This is a genomic window from Paenibacillus sp. FSL W8-0187 (assembly GCF_037969755.1).
GTDB lineage: Bacteria > Bacillota > Bacilli > Paenibacillales > Paenibacillaceae > Paenibacillus_AQ.
Genome location: NZ_CP150206.1, coordinates 5,331,226 through 5,347,452, shown reverse-complemented (window position 1 = coordinate 5,347,452; position 16,227 = coordinate 5,331,226). Strand labels below are relative to the sequence as shown.

Genomic DNA, 16,227 nt, shown 5'->3' with positions numbered 1-16,227 from the left:
GATAGTTCTCGTTAGGTTTAACGGGAAACAACGCATCTTATTAAGACAAAGGAGGCGGCTTCATTGCTTACGACCCCTGATGATTATGTTAACCAATTATACCCTGAAGATGAAGAGCTTCAGTTCGTCATAGAGGCCATCCGCAAGCATGGGATGCCGGAGGTTTCGGTGGCACCGGCATATGGCCGACTGCTGACCATGCTGGTACAGACGGCCGGCGCTAGAAATATTCTCGAAATCGGCGCCCTTGGAGGTTATAGCGGCATCTGTCTGTGCCGAGGGCTTCCTGCGGACGGCAAACTCACCTCACTCGAGCTGAAGGAAGAATATGCGCAACTTGCAGGCAGGCATCTGGAGAAGGCCGGATTCAAGGATCGGGTGGAGTACCGGATCGGTCCGGCTGCGGACAGTTTGGCAGCGTTGAAGCAGGACGGACGGACATTCGATTTTTTCTTTATTGATGCGGATAAGGAGAACTATCCTCTATACTTGGACTATGCCTTGGAGCTTGCGAATCCGGGTGCGCTTATAGCTGGGGATAACTGCTTTTTGCGCGGCAGAACGCTGAACTCGGAGAAGAACGGTCCTTCGGTTCAAGCGGTACGCCGGTTTAATGAAGTCATCGCGACGGACAAGAGGCTGGTTAGCACACTGCTGCCCGCTTATGACGGGCTGATCCTTGCACGAGTTAAAGGATGAAACAATCAATAGCGAGATGTGCTGGACGATCAGATAACCATTGGAAGGAGTGCATCGGGTCATTTTGTAGCTTGCCGCCTGGTATAATCCGGCGCATGGCCCATGGATGTAGGTGATTTGACGGGTACATGAATATAAACAAAGGGCTGTCCACGGGTCGATGTAGACCACGGGACAGCCCTTTGTTGTTTGGTTTGGGAGACTCGCTCCATCTAGATGACAGACCCAGGGGGATCAACGATATTTGGGCGAAGGCTTTTGCGAGAACAGCTTTCGTCTCACCCACATCATATTGATGATCAACAGGCAGCCGGAAGTAATAAACAATCCTTCGATTCCGATGAAACCGGATAAGAATCCGCCGATCACCGCGCCCAGCATGTTGCCAAGCGCAAGCGAGCTTGTATTGAAACCAAAGGAGCGGCTTTCCATGCCGTCCGGCGTGTAAGAGCGAATCAGCGCGTTGACACTCGGCAGCAGCCCGCCCATGAAGACGCCCATCATGAACCGTACAATAATCAACTGCCACACCGATTGAACGAAGGCTTGCGGGATCAGTGTAAGTCCCGTACCGATCAAGGCGTAGGTCAAGATGCGGTGCGCACCGACCTTGTCGCTTAGCTTGCCGAGTATCGGGGAGGCGATCATGTTTGACAGCCCCGTTACGGCTACAACGAACCCGGCCCATATCGCAATATCCACCGCGGTTCCATGCAGCTTCTGAACGTACAGCGGGAGCAGTGCCATGGGACTAATCATGGCGAATTGCAACAGGAACGTGACGGCGAATAACGCTGGCAGCTGCGGAATGTGGCTCAGCTCTTTAAGCCCGGCAATAACCGAAGGCTGTGGCGCCTTGGCTGCCTGCTCGCGGTTGAAGTTTTCTTTAACCAGGAACAAGGCAAGCATCGAAGCGGCAAAGATCAGTCCGCCGGTGATATAGAAGATTGGACGGAATCCGACCCAGCTGGCCATGAGTCCGCCGATCAACGGACCGAGAATGGTGCCTGCAACTTGTCCGGACTGCATGATGCCCATCGCAAATCCCATTCGATTCTTGGGCGTCGTGCTTGATACGAGCGATATCGCCGCAGGATTAAATCCCGATATGGTACCGTTCAGCAAACGCAGAACCAGCAGATGCCATGGATGGGTAGCAAAGCCCATGCAGGCAATGACCAGCGCCATGCCGAAGCCGGAGCGCAGCAGCATGATTTTGCGTCCGTATTTATCGGCGACTTTTCCCCAGATCGGTTGAAAAATGAATGATGTCAGGAAGTTGGCGGCGAATATCAATCCTGCCCATAGTCCTATTTCCCGGTCTCCAACAACATTCAGGTCTTGCGCCAGGTATAATGTCAGGAACGGGGTGATCATTGTCATCCCGGAGTTGACCAAAAACTGTCCGAACCAAAGCACAATGAGATTGATTTTCCAATTGGTCAATGTGCCCTTCACTTCCTTTCTAAGCTGTCGAGCCCGGAATGACCGGGCGAATTGCGGGAGTACCCTGAAAATGCCGTTCTTTCAGTATAACATATTTAAAAAGTGCCAAAAGCTAACAATGTCATAAGATTGTCATGTGATTTTCATAGGATGTCCATGTAAGACGGTTGTTACTTACTTTTAAAAAGGGCATAATGAAATTTAGGAAACTTTATACACATTGATGGGGGCCTAATCATGACCTATAACGATCAATTCATTCGCGCTTGCCGTAAGCAGGAAGTGAATCATGTTCCTGTGTGGTACATGCGTCAAGCGGGACGCTACGACCCGGAGTATCGAAAGATTAAAGAAAAGTACTCCTTACTGGAAATATGCAGTCAACCGGAGCTGGCGGCAGAGGTAACCTTGATGCCCGTACGGAAGCTTGGTGTAGACGCGGCTATTTTATATTCCGATATTATGAATCCCGTTGCCTCAATCGGGGTAGACTTCGATATCGTGAAAAATATCGGCCCGGTGATTGATAATCCGATCCGATCTGCGGCGGACGTAGAGAAACTACGCCCGATTGATGTCGAGGGGGATCTTGGACATGTCCTGGAGACGATCCGTATCCTGGATAAGGAGCTGGAAGTGCCGCTTATCACGTTTGCCGGCGCTCCGTTCACGATTGCCAGCTACCTGATCGAAGGCAGACCATCCAAAAATTATCTTCGCACGAAAGAGCTGATGTACAGTGAGCCGAAGGTATGGTTCTCGCTGATGGACAAACTTGGGGATATGGTGATCGCTTATTTGCGTGCCCACGTCGCTAACGGCGGGAAAGCGTTTCAATTGTTCGACAGCTGGGTGGGGGCATTGTCTCCACAGGATTTCCAAACGTTTGTCCTACCAACGATTACGCGTATTTTTGCGGAGCTTCAGGACCTGAGTGTTCCGAAAATTTATTTTCCAGGCGTGAGCTCGGGTGAGCTGCTCCCTACGCTTACGCATCTCAGCACGGATGTCATCGGTCTCGACTGGCGAGTGTCCATTGCAGAAGGACGCAGCCGTTTAGAGCATAAGTATGCTGTTCAGGGCAATCTGGACCCGACCGTTCTGACCGGACCGATGCCGGTCATCCAGCAGTATGCGAAGGAGATTATCGATCAAGGGATTCAGGAGCCCGGCTTTGTGTTTAATCTAGGGCACGGTTTATTCCCGGAGGCTTCGCTAGAGAAACTGCGTGAGTTGACATCGTATATTCACGAATACTCCGCTCAGGCACTGCACGCAGGTGCACAACGCTCTTAAATGTTGAATATTTTATTAGTCAGAGGTGAGTTGGTATGAAGAACAAGATTGGCGTGTTGGTTATGTCCTACGGTACTCCGGAGAACATGGAAGGAATCGAGAGTTATTATACCCACATCCGTCGCGGGAACAAGCCGTCGGAGGAGCAGCTCAAGGAGCTTACTGACCGCTATGAGGCGATTGTTGGGGGAGTCTTTCCACTCCGGGAGAATACAGACCGACAGGTACGCACGCTGGAGGATACATTAAATGCGGATCCTCGCGCGATCGATCTTGAGTTTGTATGCTATCAGGGACTAAAGCACGCAGCACCGTACATCGAAGATGGTGTTGAGCAAATGGTGCGGGACGGCATTAAGGAAGCCGTCGGCATCGTGCTGGCTCCTCATTACTCCACGATGAGCATCGGATCCTACGTGAAGCGCGCTCAAGCCAAAGCGGATGAGTTGGGACTTGAGATCTCGTTTGTGGAGAGCTATCACATGCATCCGAAACTGATCGAGGCCTTTGCCGATCGGGTGTCCGCCAAGCTGAACCAGTTCGAGGAAGCAGGGGCTGACCGGGACAGCGTGAGAGTGCTGTTCAGTGCTCACAGCCTCCCGGAACGCATCTTGTCCATCGGAGATCCTTATCAGGAGCAGCTGCTTGAGACATCCAAAGCCGTAGCCGAACAGGCCGGCGTAAAGAAGTGGCAGTTCACATGGCAAAGTGCTGGTCGGACGGCGGAGCCTTGGCTCGGTCCCGACATTCTGGATACGCTGCAAACGCTGAATAAAGAAGAGCAGGTCGAGGATGTACTGGTTGCACCGGTCGGTTTCGTCTCGGATCATCTTGAGGTCCTGTACGATCTGGATATTGAAGCCAAAAGCATTGCCAAGGAAATGGATATGCGGCTTGAGCGCATCGACTCCTTGAACAGTGACCCGCTTTACATGGAAGCGCTCAGCGATTCCGTGATCACCTTGATAGGTCTGTAAATCCGTTATTACCGGAAATTCGAATAGAAGCTTAGATATGGAACTCCCCGGTGACGGGGGGTTCTATTCTTTATATGGAAGCTGGTATAATGGGGGAAGCGACTTATAACGCGAGCTCATAAGTGAAATAAAGGAGTGACCTATGCATCTGTCACGATCAGAGAAAAGCAAGGCCGAGAAGAAGGCCCGTAAGCAGCGAACCGGACGGGTTTGGATTATACTTAACTTATGTTTGATTTTTATGATCGCTGCTTTGCTTGTCTATCATTTTAAATTTAAGGAAGATCCTGTTCAGCAAACGGCTTATCCGCCTGGTATGCCGGACTTTGGCATGGAAGGGGATCAGGCGGATAGCCCCGGCTCCGGACAACAAGCTGACGGGGAGGGGGCGGATTCAAAGCCTCCGGAGACGACGGAGACTGGCGAACCCCCAGGTTCCGATAGGACCAAGCCAGAAGGCAGCGCAACAGATGATCCTGCCGATTCCGCGATGGCAAAGCGGGTGGTTATGCATTTTGCAGGGGATACCTTGTTCTCGGGCAAGGTGGAGGCTGAGCTGAAGAAGCACGGATATGATTATCCCTACAAGCATCTGGGCACCGCATTCCTGGAGGACGATCTAACCGTGCTTAATCTGGAAACGCCGGTTACGACCGGAGGCGTTGGCGCGGCCAATAAGAAATTCGTATTCAAGTCCTCACCGGACGTATTGCCGGCTCTCCGAGATGCGGGAGTAGAGGCGGTTAATCTGGCTAACAATCACATCCTGGATCAAGGCCAAGAAGGACTTTTGGATACCTTGAAGCACTTGAAGGACCAGGATATCCGTTATGTGGGAGCGGGACGGAATGAGGATGAAGCCTTCGCGGCCCAGTATTTCGAGCTTCAGGGCATGAAGGTTGCATTGCTTGGATTCAGCCGTGTGCTCCCGGAAACGACCTGGTACGCGCTGGAGAACAGGCCGGGGGTGGCCGGGGCGTATGACCATGTGCTGCCCAAGGCGGTTGAAGCGATCCAGGCAGCGCGTTCCAAGGCCGATCTGGTGGTCGTGATTGCCCATTGGGGCGAGGAGCTTCATAAGACGCCAAATGTCCATCAGATCAATCTCTCACGCGCGTTCATTGACGGCGGGGCTGACCTGATTATCGGCGGGCACTCCCATGTGCTGCAGGGATTGGAGCAGTACAAAGGCAAGTGGATTGCCTATAGTACCGGCAATTTTATATTTACTAAATCGTCGAATGAAGATACGTGGAAAACAGCCGTATTCCAGGCGTCATGCAGCAAGCAAGGAGATTGTGACTTGAAGCTGACGCCTTATCGTACGGAGATCGGACAGGTCATCCCGCTTGAAGGCAAAGAAGCTGAGTCCTTGCTGAAAGAGGTGGAGAAGCGATCCGTTGGCGGCGTCAAAATAGCGCTTGATGGTGAAGTAATTGCAGGCAAGGCTGTGGAATAATTCGTTAAACGTTACAGCAAGGAGGTCCCACCATGAACAATTTATGTGTGGCTCACCGGGGATTTTCCGGTAAAGCACCTGAAAATACGCGCGCAGCCATTCAGATGGCGATGGATGAGCCCTTCGTGCATTGGATGGAAATTGATGTGCAATTGACTCAGGACGGGGTCCCTGTAGTGATACATGACTTCAGCGTGGATCGTACGACGACCGGGAAGGGCAAGGTGAAGGATCTGACCTGGCAGCAAATCCGGAGGATGGACGCCGGAGAATGGAAGGGACGCCAATTCAGGGGAGAGCAGGTTCCATCGCTCGATGAAGTCCTGCAGCTTGTCAAAGGCCGATTGAAACTTAATATCGAACTTAAAACAAGCGGAGATATGTATCCCGGCCTTGAGAAGGCCGTTCTGGAACGGATTCATGCCCACCGGATGCTTCCGGATGTGGTGCTCACTTCCTTTGAGCCGAAAGCCTTGATGAAAGCGAAGGAATTGGAACCTAATGTGAGAACCGGACTTATTATTGATGCGCATCCTCGCAATTTGGTAGCACGCCTGAAGCAAATGAAATGCTCCTTTTTATCCATCGGCTACTCCCATCTGGATGCGGCCTTCGCGTCGGATTTGGTGAAGAATGGCATTACGCCGATGGCCTGGACGGTGGATGATGCGAAGAGCATGAGATCGCTGGCCAGAATGAATCCTGCCATCATGATCTGTACGAACCGCCCCGATACATGGGGGCAGATTTTTATTCATAAAATTGCACCTAAAGTTCCATTCTGGCGAAGAAAATGGAGGTTTTAATGTATGTGTGCCTTAGTGAATAACGTTTACTGTGTAGGTCGTAATTATCAATTGCATGCGGCGGAGCTCGGCAATACCGTACCGGAAGAGCCGATGATTTTTCTTAAACCCTCGCATGCCGTCGTTCCGCTGGATGGCAGCGTGTTGAAGCTGCCGATGGACCGCGGGAGTCTTCATTTTGAAGGTGAGTTTGTTATACAGCTCGCAGAGGATTACGCGCCAGGCAAAAGTGTTGACGAGCTTGTAAAAACGATGGCTCTTGGCATCGATTTCACGCTGCGTGATGTACAGTCGGTCATTAAGGAAAAGGGACATCCTTGGACCGCGGCAAAAGCGTTTAAATCTTCTGCACCGCTTACGCCATCCATTGCGTTTCCCGGAACCGCGAAGCTGGCGGATATTGATTTTATCGTAAGGAAGAACGGCGAAGAGGTACAGCGCGGGAATGTGAAGGATATGATCTTCTCCCTTCAGCGCATCATCGATTACATCGGCGAACATTATGGCCTTGGTCAAGGTGATTTAATCTTTACGGGTACACCGGCTGGCGTAGGTCCGACGGAATCCGGTGACGTATTCGAATTGTTCTGGGGAGATGTCCGTCTGGGCCGCTGCGAAATCGGGTAATCTGATATGCTTTATCATGGGAGGGGTCACAGATGGATTGGCTGATCGGAGCGGCAGGTGCCCTTATCGTGGCAGGAGCCGCATACAGGAAACGATCGCTATCGGAATCCGGAGCCGCGGCCGCTATTCTGATGGGTACCATATATTACGGAGCAGGGAACGTGTTTTGGTTCGGAACCCTGCTTCTTTTTTTCATAACGTCTACACTTCTCTCCCGGTACGGGAAACAGCGGAAGGCCGACCTGGAGAAATCCTATGCCAAGACAGGCCGACGGGATGCAGGCCAGGTATTCGCCAATGGCGGCATCGGTATGGTGCTGTGTCTGATAAACGCATGGTTCCCGTCCGATCTGTGGGTATTCCTGTTTATAGGTGTTATGGCTACCGTAACGGCGGATACCTGGGCCACGGAGTTAGGCAGCCTTAGCCGGAAACCTCCGCGTTCCGTGCTGAACGGCAAGGTACTGACCGCCGGCGAATCCGGCGGCGTCTCCTGGGTCGGCTCCACGGCTGCAGCGGTAGGGAGCATACTGATTGGGGCAGGCGGATGGTTACTTGCTGGATGGAGCGGCATGGATGCAGAGATATGGCCGTATGTCCTGGCAGCCCTTGCGGGAGGATTGGTTGGAGCTTTTGCCGATTCGTACCTCGGAGCGACTTTACAGGTGATGTATCGGTGCCGTGCGTGCGGCAAATCAGTGGAAGTATCTCAACACTGCGGCCAAGATACGGTGCGCATGCGCGGATATGCTTGGATGTCCAATGATGCAGTTAATCTGGTCAGTTCACTTCTCGGCGGCGCGGCAGCTTATGGGATTGCAGTGCTGATTGCGTTATAATGTATCCATCTTACCGATGAAACAACGCTCAACGAAATCTATAGATGTAAGTAGGGATCATAACAATGAATATTTTGACCGTCGAACAGGTAACAAAAAGCTATGGAGATAAAATTCTGTTTCAAGATGCGTCCTTCGGAATGGAGGATCAGGATAAAGTCGGCATTATCGGTGTTAACGGCACGGGGAAATCCACGTTTATGCGCGTCATCGCAGGGCTCGAGCCGCCCGACTCCGGTAAAATATCGATGGGCAATCGCATCCGGGTGCGCTACCTGGCACAGAACCCGGAGTTTGATCCGGACAAAACCGTCCTCCAGCAGGTGTTTGAGGGCGATCTTCCGGAGATGAAGGCGGTGCGGGAGTACACCGAAACGATGGAGCTGCTGGAGCTGCATCCGAGTCATGAGGAGCTGCAGCAGAAACTGCTGAAGCTCAATCAGACGCTGGATGCACTGCAGGCGTGGCAGCTTGAAAGCGATGCGAAAACCATCCTGTCCAAGCTGGGGATTCGGAATTATGAAGCGAAGATGGGTACGCTGTCGGGCGGCCAGCGTAAGCGAGTGGCATTAGCCGCCGCTTTGATTCAGCCTTCCGATTTGCTCATTTTGGACGAGCCGACAAACCATATTGATAATGAATCCGTCGCCTGGCTGGAGCAGTATTTGCAGAAGCGCCGCGGTGCGCTGCTCATGATTACGCATGACCGGTATTTTCTGGACCGGGTGGCGAATGTCATGCTGGAGCTGGATCATGGACGGTTGTTCCGATATGAGGCGAATTACAGCCGTTTTCTGGAGCTGAAGGCAGAACGCGAGGAGCGCGAGGCTGCTTCCGAGCAAAAGCGTCAGAATTTGCTGCGGAGCGAGCTTGCCTGGATTCGCAGAGGTGCCAAGGCCCGTACGACCAAGCAGAAGGCGAGAATTGAGCGCTTTGAGAAACTCAAGGATCAGGAAATGGTGCACAGCTCTGGTGAGCTTGACGTCTCAGTCGCTTCCACCCGCTTGGGACGCAAAATTCTGGAGATCGAAGGTCTCCGGAAGAAGATCGACGACAAAACGTTAATTCAGGACCTTTCCTACATCGCAGTTCCCGAAGATCGAATTGGCATCGTAGGCCCCAACGGCAGCGGCAAATCCACGCTGCTCAATCTGATTGCCGGGCTGATTCAGCCAGATGGCGGGGAAGTCGTGCTGGGACCGACGGTCAAGCTCGGTTATTTCACGCAGGAGCATCAGGAGATGGATGGTAGTCAGCGCGTGATTGAGTATATCAAGGATGAAGCAGAGGTTATCCGCACGGCGGACGGCTCGGCGATTACCGCGGCCCAGATGCTGGAGCGGTTCCTGTTCCCGCCCGCGCTGCAGTGGACGCCGATTGCGAAGCTGTCCGGAGGAGAGAAGCGACGGTTGTATCTGCTTCGGGTGCTGATGAGCGCACCGAATGTGCTGCTGCTGGATGAACCGACGAATGATTTGGACATCCAGACATTGTCCGTCTTGGAGCAGTATTTGGATGAGTTCCCGGGCGTCTGTATCGTGGTATCCCATGATCGCTTTTTCCTGGATCGAACGGTAGACAAGATTATGGCGTTTGAGGGCAACGGAGAGATCCGTGTCCATGTCGGCTCCTACAGCGAATATGCGGAATGGATGCAGCGCCATGGTGGTGAAGCTGCCGGGAATAAGGCGGAGGCATCCAGTTCCAAGTCTGCTTCGGGGAGCAATGATGGCACGGATAGCGATTCAGCTAAAGAAGCACCGCGAGAGCGCTTGAAATTCAGTTACAAAGAACAGCGGGAGTATGAGCAGATTGACAGTCTCATTGAAGCAGCAGAGAGCAAGCTGGCATCCATTCAATCGGAGATGGAGACCGCCGGCAGCGATGCAGCCAGACTTCAGGAGTTGATGAAGGCTCAAGAGGAAACGGAACGTGAGCTGGAGCATCTGATGGAACGCTGGACCTATTTGAATGAGCTCGCGGAGAAGATTGAACAGAGCAAGAAATCGTAATGATTTTAAGCGATCCATATCAATAACAAAGGGGCGTCCCCAGGCATAATGCCTTGGCGGGACGCCCCTTTGTTAGATTAAGGTTTCAGCGAAGCGGAAACCTTGTGAGATTCGTAAGAACAACATCCTCTAAACGTGGACGCTCCTCTATGAAAGTACGTAAATAGACATTGTTTATGAATGATTTTACCTGACGTAGGCTGCCAGCAGCTTAACGGTGTTAAGAACGGCTTGTTTATGCGTTCTTTCCATGGCATGGGATGCATGAACGCCGGGACCGATCAGCGCGGCCTTGATGTTGCTGCCCGCGGAAAGCGCCGCAGAGGCGTCAGAGCCGTAATGAGGGTAGACATCCACCGCATAAGCAATGCCTTCGCTCTCGGCCAGCTGGATCAAACGGCTGGTCATGTCATAGTCATAGGGACCGGATGAATCCTTCGCGCAGATGGATACATCGGTTTCCTTGCAGCTCAGGTCATCGCCGATGCAGCCCATATCAACCGCAATCATTTCATTGATGTCGGCAGGAATGTAGGCTGCGCCATGTCCCACTTCTTCATAGTTCGAGATGAGAAGCTTCACATTGTGTTTAGGTTTCCAGTTATCCCGCTTCATGCTTTCGAGCAAGCCGAAGAGGGCGGCAACGCTGGCTTTGTCATCCAGATGGCGCGATTTGATGTACCCGCTTGGTGTAATGACCGGACGAGCATCAAAGGAAACAAAATCGCCAACCCCAATGCCGAGTTTCTTCACATCATCGGCTGACTCCACCAGCTCGTCGATCCGGACCTCCATATGGGCTTCCTGGCGCTTGAAATCACGAGCATCGCTGTACACGTGAACGGAAGGATGCGTGGACAGGATGGTACCTGTATATTTCTTGCCGCTGCGCGTGTGGATGATGCAGTATTCATTCTCAATGCTGTTCATCATGTATCCGCCAACGGAGGTAAGCCGGAGTGTGCCCTCTGATTTCACGGCACGAACCATCGCGCCAAGCGTGTCCACATGGGCGCTCAGTCCAACTGTACGGCTGCCGTCTTGTCCAGGAACGGACAGGATGGCACCGCCTTTTTCATTCCATTCCAGCGAGACATTCAGCGAAGCGGCTTCCTGTTCGATCCGCTTCATAATGTCTTGGGTATATCCGGTAGGGCTCGGTGTATCGAGCAGTTCTTTTAGCAGGTCGAGCACATAAGTTTCATTCGGTTGTATCGACACGAATTGTTAAGCCTCCTTGTTTCAAACGAACCGCCCTCCCTATTCAGCAGCGGGGGCGTCCTTCTCTTCTTTCTTGCTTTCCTCTTCGGCAGCTTGTACTTCAGGGGTGTATCCCGTTACTTCACGGATATGTATAAGTTGCTCCGCTAACGAACGGATTTCCTTCTGCATTTGATATTGACGGTAAATGCCGAACGTGCCGACAATCAGTCCCCCGATCAGTGAGCACCCGATAATCAGCAGAATCAGCGGTACATTGACTGTGCCGAATAACAGATTCACTTCAACCGGATTGACGTTGATGACGGCGAATACAGCCGTAATCAGGGCAAACAATAAGGCTGCGATTAGCGACCATTGAATTTTCATGGGGAACACCTCCTTCCTCCAAACAGTATAAAATCCCTTGCCTGTAAAGGGCAAGGGATTTTATTCCACTGGTCAATTTAAGAATCGCTCATCCTGCTATAGAGGCTGTTTATTTCGTCAATTGCTCCATTTGGCTGATGATGTCTTCAAACACGCTCATCGCCTCACGAATCGGCTCTGGTGAGGACATATCCACGCCGGCCTTCTTGAGAATGTTAATGGAGTAATCGCTGCCGCCACTCTTCAGGAAGCCGAGGTAGCGGTCAACGGCAGGCTGGCCTTCTTCAAGGATTTGCTTGGAGAAGCTGGTCGCAGCCGAGAAGCCAGTGGCGTATTTGTACACATAGAAGCTGTTGTAGAAATGAGGAATCCGTGCCCATTCCATGCCGATCTCCTTATCCACCTGCATGCCCTTGCCGTGATATTTCACGTTCAGCTCATAGTAGATGTCGGATAGGTCTTGAGGAGTCAGGGATTCGCCGCTCTCCGCGCGTTCGTGCACAATCTTCTCGAACTCGGCAAACATCGTTTGACGGAATACCGTGGTCCGGAATTGATCGGCATAGTAGGTGAGCAGGTACATTTTTTGCTTCGGATCTTTGGCGTTTTTCAGCAAGTAATCCATCAACAACGCTTCGTTCGTAGTGGATGCCACTTCAGCCAGGAAGATGGTGTACTGGGCATCACGGTATTTCAAGGCGTTGTCGGAATAGTAAGAGTGAAGCGCATGACCCATCTCATGAGCAAGGGTAAACATGCTGTTCAGGTTATCTTTATGATTCAGCAGCACATAAGGATGGGTGCCGTAAGCGCCCCAGCTGTATGCGCCAGTCCGTTTGTTCTCATTCTCATATACATCGATCCAGCCGTTGTCATATCCGGCTTGCAGGCTGCTGAGATAATCTTCACCAAGCGGCGTGAGGCCTTCCTTGGTCATTTGTTTTGCTTCTTCGTAAGTGATGTCCCACTTGTACTCTTCTACGAGCGGTGCGAACAAATCGTACATGTGAAGTTCATCCACGCCCAGCAGCTTCTTGCGGAGCTCCATGTACCGGTGGAGGAGCGGCAGGCTCTCGTGAATGGTGTCGATCAGGTTGGTGTAGACTTCCTTCGGAATGTTATCGCCATAGAGCGCCATTTCCAGAACGGAAGGGTACTTGCGTACGCGGGAATAGAACATATTTTTGTTTACATTGGCATTCAGCGTAGCCGCAATCGTGTTTTTCTGCTTGCCATAGGTTTCGTACACGGCTTTGAAAGCACGCTCGCGAACTTCGCGGTTCGAGCTCTCCAGGAATTGAATATAGTTGCCGTGTGTGAGCTCGACTTCCTTGCCGTCCTCGTTTTTGATTTTCGGGAATTTCATATCCGCATTGTTAAGCATGCCGAAAATGGTCTGCGGCGCAGAGGAGAGGTTGCCGACTTGAGCCAGCAGCGCTTCTTCGGTCTTGGACAGAACATGCGCTTTCTCCCGTTTCATCTCGGACAGCGTAAATTTGAATTCCTTGAGGGAAGGGTCTTCAATGAGTTTGTCAAGCTCCGCTTCGGACAAGGACAGAATTTCCGGCGTGATGAAAGAGAGGGCTTCTCCGGCTTCGACATTCAATTTTTTGGCTTTGGCAGATAGCGCCTGATATGTAGGGTTTGCTGTATCCTCATCATGATGCATATGAGCATAAACATATAAACGTTCGGCATGATATGAGATTTCGTCTTCAAGCTCGAAGCATTCCTTGATGGAAGCCGCGTTGGTTAACTTGCCTTGATAATCGGCTGTGCGTTTCAGAAGATTCTTCAGCTCCGCAAAGCTCGCATCCCATGCCTTCTGGTCAGCGAATAAATCTTCAAGCTTCCATTGATGCTCTTTAGGGACATCAGCGCGTTTTAACAATTGTTCCATGGAAATCCTCCTTGAATGATATGTATTAGTTGGAGTCCGGGTTCCTTCAGATAAGACTTCGTTGCGGGTAGTTAGAGCGATCAGGCAGATTGCAATTGTCATACTGAGCACCTTGGCGCCTCTCATGGCATAATACCTCCTCGAATTGAAGCATCCGAGCGATAGTATGCCGCGTACCCGCCAATTTCATCCTATAAATTTACGAGGAACCTGGATTCAAGAAACTGTATACAATAAGGTAAAAGGCAAACAAGATGAAGGCGACGGCAATCAGGGCCATCCCCTTCCTCAGTCTTGGCGGTATCTTATCCCGGTACATGATCATGACGGCACCGAGACTGAACGCGAGAATAATGAAGATGACAATATTTGTATAATCCATGCTCTACACCTGCTTAAAAGCAGCCATCATTTCTCTCCACTCATCTTCCCGGCCTTCAAAATCTGCTTTGGGGAAACGGTTTTGAGCCCAGTGCATCAAGGCTGGCCGACTCATAAAGGTATGGGTCTCTTCGCCCCACTGGTCAGAAATCTCGCGTAGAACGATGTACCGGCCCTGAACTTCAACCGTCATCATGTTCCACTTGTCTTTTTTGTATATTTCATGTTTTTTGATCATATGCATTCTCCGTTTGCTACTTAGGCTTTTGGGTAAATGATAACGCACTCGTGGGCGTAAAAGCAAATAATCTTCTGTTAAATAGTGGTTCAAAAAAAGCCCCTTAGGGCGAATTGACGGATTGCATTGTCAGAAAACATGGGATATAATATGGATATTCGCCATAGATGGCGGTATTTTTAGGAGGTTGTTCATTTGAAAGGTACAGTTAAATGGTTTAACGCAGAAAAAGGTTACGGCTTCATTTCCGTTGAAGGTGGCGAGGATGTATTCGTACACTTCTCCGCAATTCAAGAAGAAGGCTTCAAGAGTTTGGAAGAAGGTCAAGCGGTTGAGTTCGACATCACTGAAGGTAACCGTGGTCCTCAAGCAGCCAACGTAACTAAACTGTAAGTTAGCTCCTAATACGGAGATCTTATAGAATTACCAAGGCATGAAGCACAGTTCTCGGTTTTGAGAACTGTGCTTTTTTGTATTCTGATGGGTCAAGCCAGTGTCATTAGAAAGCAAAGGCAAGTACGGATGATTTTTGGTCCGTACTTGCCTTTATTGTTTTGGAGCAAGCGAGGGATATCCAAGCGGATCCTCTAAGCGCTGATTCCGCCGACATTCATATCTTCCGGCTTGGCAAAGAGGTGCCGGTAAAGAAACCCGAGACCAGCGATTAAGGCCAGGAGGGCTGCAAGCTGGTAGAAGGCCGGTCTTCCTGCCGCTTCGAACAGCAAACCGCCGAAGGCTCCGCTGAGAAGTCCTGAAACGCTTGACCAGAAGATAATGAATAGAGCCATGCCGGTCGCGCGGTACTGCCAAGGAATGATCCTTGTAATATAACGCACGGCGGTTACATAGAACACGCCGAAAGTAATGCTGTGAAGCGACTGAACCGCGAGCACGGACAACGGATCAGCTGCCAGGGCCATGAGCAGGAAACGGAGCGCAAACATTAGGCTTGCAAAGGTCAGCAGCGGCAGCTCCTTTATCTTGTCGCCATACTTGCTCAGCAGGAAGAAAATCGGGATCTCGCTGCCAGCCGAGACCATTAAGGACCAGCCGATGAGTCCTTCGCCCGCACCGAGCTCGGATAAAGTAAGCGTAAGAAAGGCTTCATTCATACGGTGGGCGATGGCAAGGCAGAACGTGCAGCCGAAGAACCACAATATTTCTTTGGAACGCAATATTTTGAGGAGGGCTCCCAGCTCAACAGGCTCTGACTTGACAGCAACTCCGTCGCGGAGAAGAAACGAGCAGAGCAGTGTGAACACGCCGATTCCAATGCCGATCGCCAGTGTGGCCGATGCGCCTGCAGCACCGATGGCATATCCAATGGCAAGCGCGAAGAACGCATAGCCGAGTGAGCCGAATACGCGAATGACGGTAAAGCTGCGTCCGTCCTCTGTGCCGTTTGGATGGCCATCGTATCCGCCAGGGGATAGACCGGATAGTAGAAAAAATAAAACAGACTGATCGTGAACAATACAACGCCGAAACTTGCAACTTGCCACAACACAAGCATCGTGACGAGCTGTCCGATAATCAGAATGTTCATAATACGTTTGATAGTCTGGTATTTGTCGCTGGTGTAACTCCAAATCATATTGGAGAACATGGATATAAGCGGGCCGATGGCATACAGATAACCGATCTGCGCGCTGCTGAAGCCGATTTCTTTGAAATATAGCGGGAAATAGGAAATGACGAGGGCTGTCGTGCCAAAAATCGTAAACATAAAGGCGCGCAGCCAATTCTGATCCGGTCTGGGCGTAGCGGGAAGTTTCATGCTGGGGATCTCCGTTCTTTTCATGAGCCCGTATAGATAACGCTATTTATGAGGTTCATGGTCTGTTATTCAGCTCCGACTAGTATATAACATATCGCATAATGGAGATAGATGGATTATAGGACGCGTCCAACTACCGTACGCCGTCAATGATTTGTGTTATTTGTGCAAAATGAACGA

At 51.2% G+C, this 16,227-nt stretch carries 16 protein-coding genes and 1 pseudogene; 9 read left to right on the top strand and 8 right to left on the bottom strand.

The features are described from left to right. The first annotated feature begins 63 nt into the window (after window positions 1–63). Entirely contained in the window at window positions 64–699 is a 636-nt protein-coding gene (locus MKY48_RS24150) for an O-methyltransferase (RefSeq protein ID WP_339291300.1), read from the top strand. 234 nt (window positions 700–933) lie between these two features. On the opposite strand, the gene MKY48_RS24145 is transcribed toward MKY48_RS24150, so the two are convergent. Further along, window positions 934–2,145: an MFS transporter gene (locus MKY48_RS24145; RefSeq protein ID WP_076325712.1), complete on the bottom strand. Its 1,212-nt coding sequence runs from the start codon at window positions 2,143–2,145 to the stop codon at window positions 934–936. A gap of 237 nt (window positions 2,146–2,382) precedes the next feature. On the opposite strand from MKY48_RS24145, the gene hemE reads away from it, so the two are divergent. The 7 genes from hemE to taeA all read left to right on the top strand — a co-directional run bounded on the left by hemE (window position 2,383) and on the right by taeA (window position 10,161). Next, entirely contained in the window at window positions 2,383–3,441 is a 1,059-nt protein-coding gene (gene hemE / locus MKY48_RS24140; RefSeq protein ID WP_339266847.1) for a uroporphyrinogen decarboxylase, read from the top strand. Between the two features lie 35 nt (window positions 3,442–3,476). Further along, window positions 3,477–4,418 (top strand): ferrochelatase, encoded by a 942-nt coding sequence (hemH, locus tag MKY48_RS24135; RefSeq protein WP_215158667.1) that lies wholly within the window; start codon window positions 3,477–3,479, stop codon window positions 4,416–4,418. Window positions 4,419–4,560: 142 nt separating this feature from the next. After that, entirely contained in the window at window positions 4,561–5,877 is a 1,317-nt protein-coding gene (locus MKY48_RS24130) for a CapA family protein (protein WP_339291297.1), read from the top strand. Between the two features lie 32 nt (window positions 5,878–5,909). Beyond that, the gene (locus MKY48_RS24125; RefSeq protein ID WP_076325716.1) at window positions 5,910–6,683 is read left to right on the top strand and encodes a glycerophosphodiester phosphodiesterase family protein; all 774 of its coding nucleotides are present in this window, start codon (window positions 5,910–5,912) and stop codon (window positions 6,681–6,683) included. Window positions 6,684–6,686: 3 nt separating this feature from the next. Continuing rightward, a complete protein-coding gene (locus MKY48_RS24120; protein ID WP_339291295.1) occupies window positions 6,687–7,310 on the top strand; it encodes a fumarylacetoacetate hydrolase family protein in 624 nt (207 codons plus the stop codon). A 32-nt stretch (window positions 7,311–7,342) separates the two neighbouring features. Further along, entirely contained in the window at window positions 7,343–8,149 is an 807-nt protein-coding gene (locus MKY48_RS24115; protein ID WP_339266840.1) for a DUF92 domain-containing protein, read from the top strand. Between the two features lie 65 nt (window positions 8,150–8,214). Next, window positions 8,215–10,161, top strand: coding sequence for an ABC-F type ribosomal protection protein TaeA (taeA, locus tag MKY48_RS24110; RefSeq protein ID WP_339291293.1), 1,947 nt, complete (start codon window positions 8,215–8,217; stop codon window positions 10,159–10,161). 186 nt (window positions 10,162–10,347) lie between these two features. On the opposite strand, the gene MKY48_RS24105 is transcribed toward taeA, so the two are convergent. The 5 genes from MKY48_RS24105 to MKY48_RS24085 all read right to left on the bottom strand — a co-directional run bounded on the left by MKY48_RS24105 (window position 10,348) and on the right by MKY48_RS24085 (window position 14,270). Continuing rightward, complete coding sequence (locus MKY48_RS24105) at window positions 10,348–11,382, bottom strand: M42 family metallopeptidase (protein WP_076325720.1); 1,035 nt, start codon at window positions 11,380–11,382, stop codon at window positions 10,348–10,350. A 39-nt stretch (window positions 11,383–11,421) separates the two neighbouring features. Further along, the gene (locus MKY48_RS24100) at window positions 11,422–11,751 is read right to left on the bottom strand and encodes a lipopolysaccharide assembly protein LapA domain-containing protein (RefSeq protein WP_076325721.1); all 330 of its coding nucleotides are present in this window, start codon (window positions 11,749–11,751) and stop codon (window positions 11,422–11,424) included. A 109-nt stretch (window positions 11,752–11,860) separates the two neighbouring features. After that, window positions 11,861–13,651 carry an oligoendopeptidase F gene (gene pepF / locus MKY48_RS24095; protein WP_339291290.1) on the bottom strand — a complete coding sequence of 597 codons (1,791 nt, stop codon included), beginning with the start codon at window positions 13,649–13,651 and terminating at the stop codon, window positions 11,861–11,863. A gap of 199 nt (window positions 13,652–13,850) precedes the next feature. Next, a complete protein-coding gene (locus tag MKY48_RS24090) occupies window positions 13,851–14,033 on the bottom strand; it encodes a hypothetical protein (protein WP_076325723.1) in 183 nt (60 codons plus the stop codon). Between the two features lie 3 nt (window positions 14,034–14,036). Then, on the bottom strand, window positions 14,037–14,270 hold the full coding sequence (locus tag MKY48_RS24085) for a hypothetical protein (protein ID WP_076325724.1): 234 nt from the start codon (window positions 14,268–14,270) through the stop codon (window positions 14,037–14,039). A 195-nt stretch (window positions 14,271–14,465) separates the two neighbouring features. On the opposite strand from MKY48_RS24085, the gene MKY48_RS24080 reads away from it, so the two are divergent. Next, entirely contained in the window at window positions 14,466–14,663 is a 198-nt protein-coding gene (locus MKY48_RS24080) for a cold shock domain-containing protein (protein ID WP_006211711.1), read from the top strand. Window positions 14,664–14,857: 194 nt separating this feature from the next. Here MKY48_RS24080 and MKY48_RS24075 read toward each other — a convergent pair whose 3' ends face one another. Then, window positions 14,858–15,772, bottom strand: coding sequence for an MFS transporter (locus MKY48_RS24075; protein WP_339291288.1), 915 nt, complete (start codon window positions 15,770–15,772; stop codon window positions 14,858–14,860). Beyond that, window positions 15,709–15,996 (bottom strand): annotated as a pseudogene (locus MKY48_RS24070) (MFS transporter); the annotation flags it as partial. The gene MKY48_RS24075 and the pseudogene MKY48_RS24070, both read right to left, overlap by 64 nt. Between the last annotated feature and the right edge of the window lie 231 nt (window positions 15,997–16,227).

Coding starts and splice junctions, on each gene's coding strand:
- pepF (WP_339291290.1), bottom strand. CDS start 13,651: ATGGAACAATTGTTAAAACGCGCTGATGTCCCTAAAGAGCATCAATGG.
- MKY48_RS24100 (WP_076325721.1), bottom strand. CDS start 11,751: ATGAAAATTCAATGGTCGCTAATCGCAGCCTTATTGTTTGCCCTGATT.
- MKY48_RS24125 (WP_076325716.1), top strand. CDS start 5,910: ATGAACAATTTATGTGTGGCTCACCGGGGATTTTCCGGTAAAGCACCT.
- hemH (WP_215158667.1), top strand. CDS start 3,477: ATGAAGAACAAGATTGGCGTGTTGGTTATGTCCTACGGTACTCCGGAG.
- MKY48_RS24090 (WP_076325723.1), bottom strand. CDS start 14,033: ATGGATTATACAAATATTGTCATCTTCATTATTCTCGCGTTCAGTCTC.
- hemE (WP_339266847.1), top strand. CDS start 2,383: ATGACCTATAACGATCAATTCATTCGCGCTTGCCGTAAGCAGGAAGTG.
- taeA (WP_339291293.1), top strand. CDS start 8,215: ATGAATATTTTGACCGTCGAACAGGTAACAAAAAGCTATGGAGATAAA.
- MKY48_RS24115 (WP_339266840.1), top strand. CDS start 7,343: ATGGATTGGCTGATCGGAGCGGCAGGTGCCCTTATCGTGGCAGGAGCC.
- MKY48_RS24085 (WP_076325724.1), bottom strand. CDS start 14,270: ATGATCAAAAAACATGAAATATACAAAAAAGACAAGTGGAACATGATG.
- MKY48_RS24130 (WP_339291297.1), top strand. CDS start 4,561: ATGCATCTGTCACGATCAGAGAAAAGCAAGGCCGAGAAGAAGGCCCGT.
- MKY48_RS24120 (WP_339291295.1), top strand. CDS start 6,687: ATGTGTGCCTTAGTGAATAACGTTTACTGTGTAGGTCGTAATTATCAA.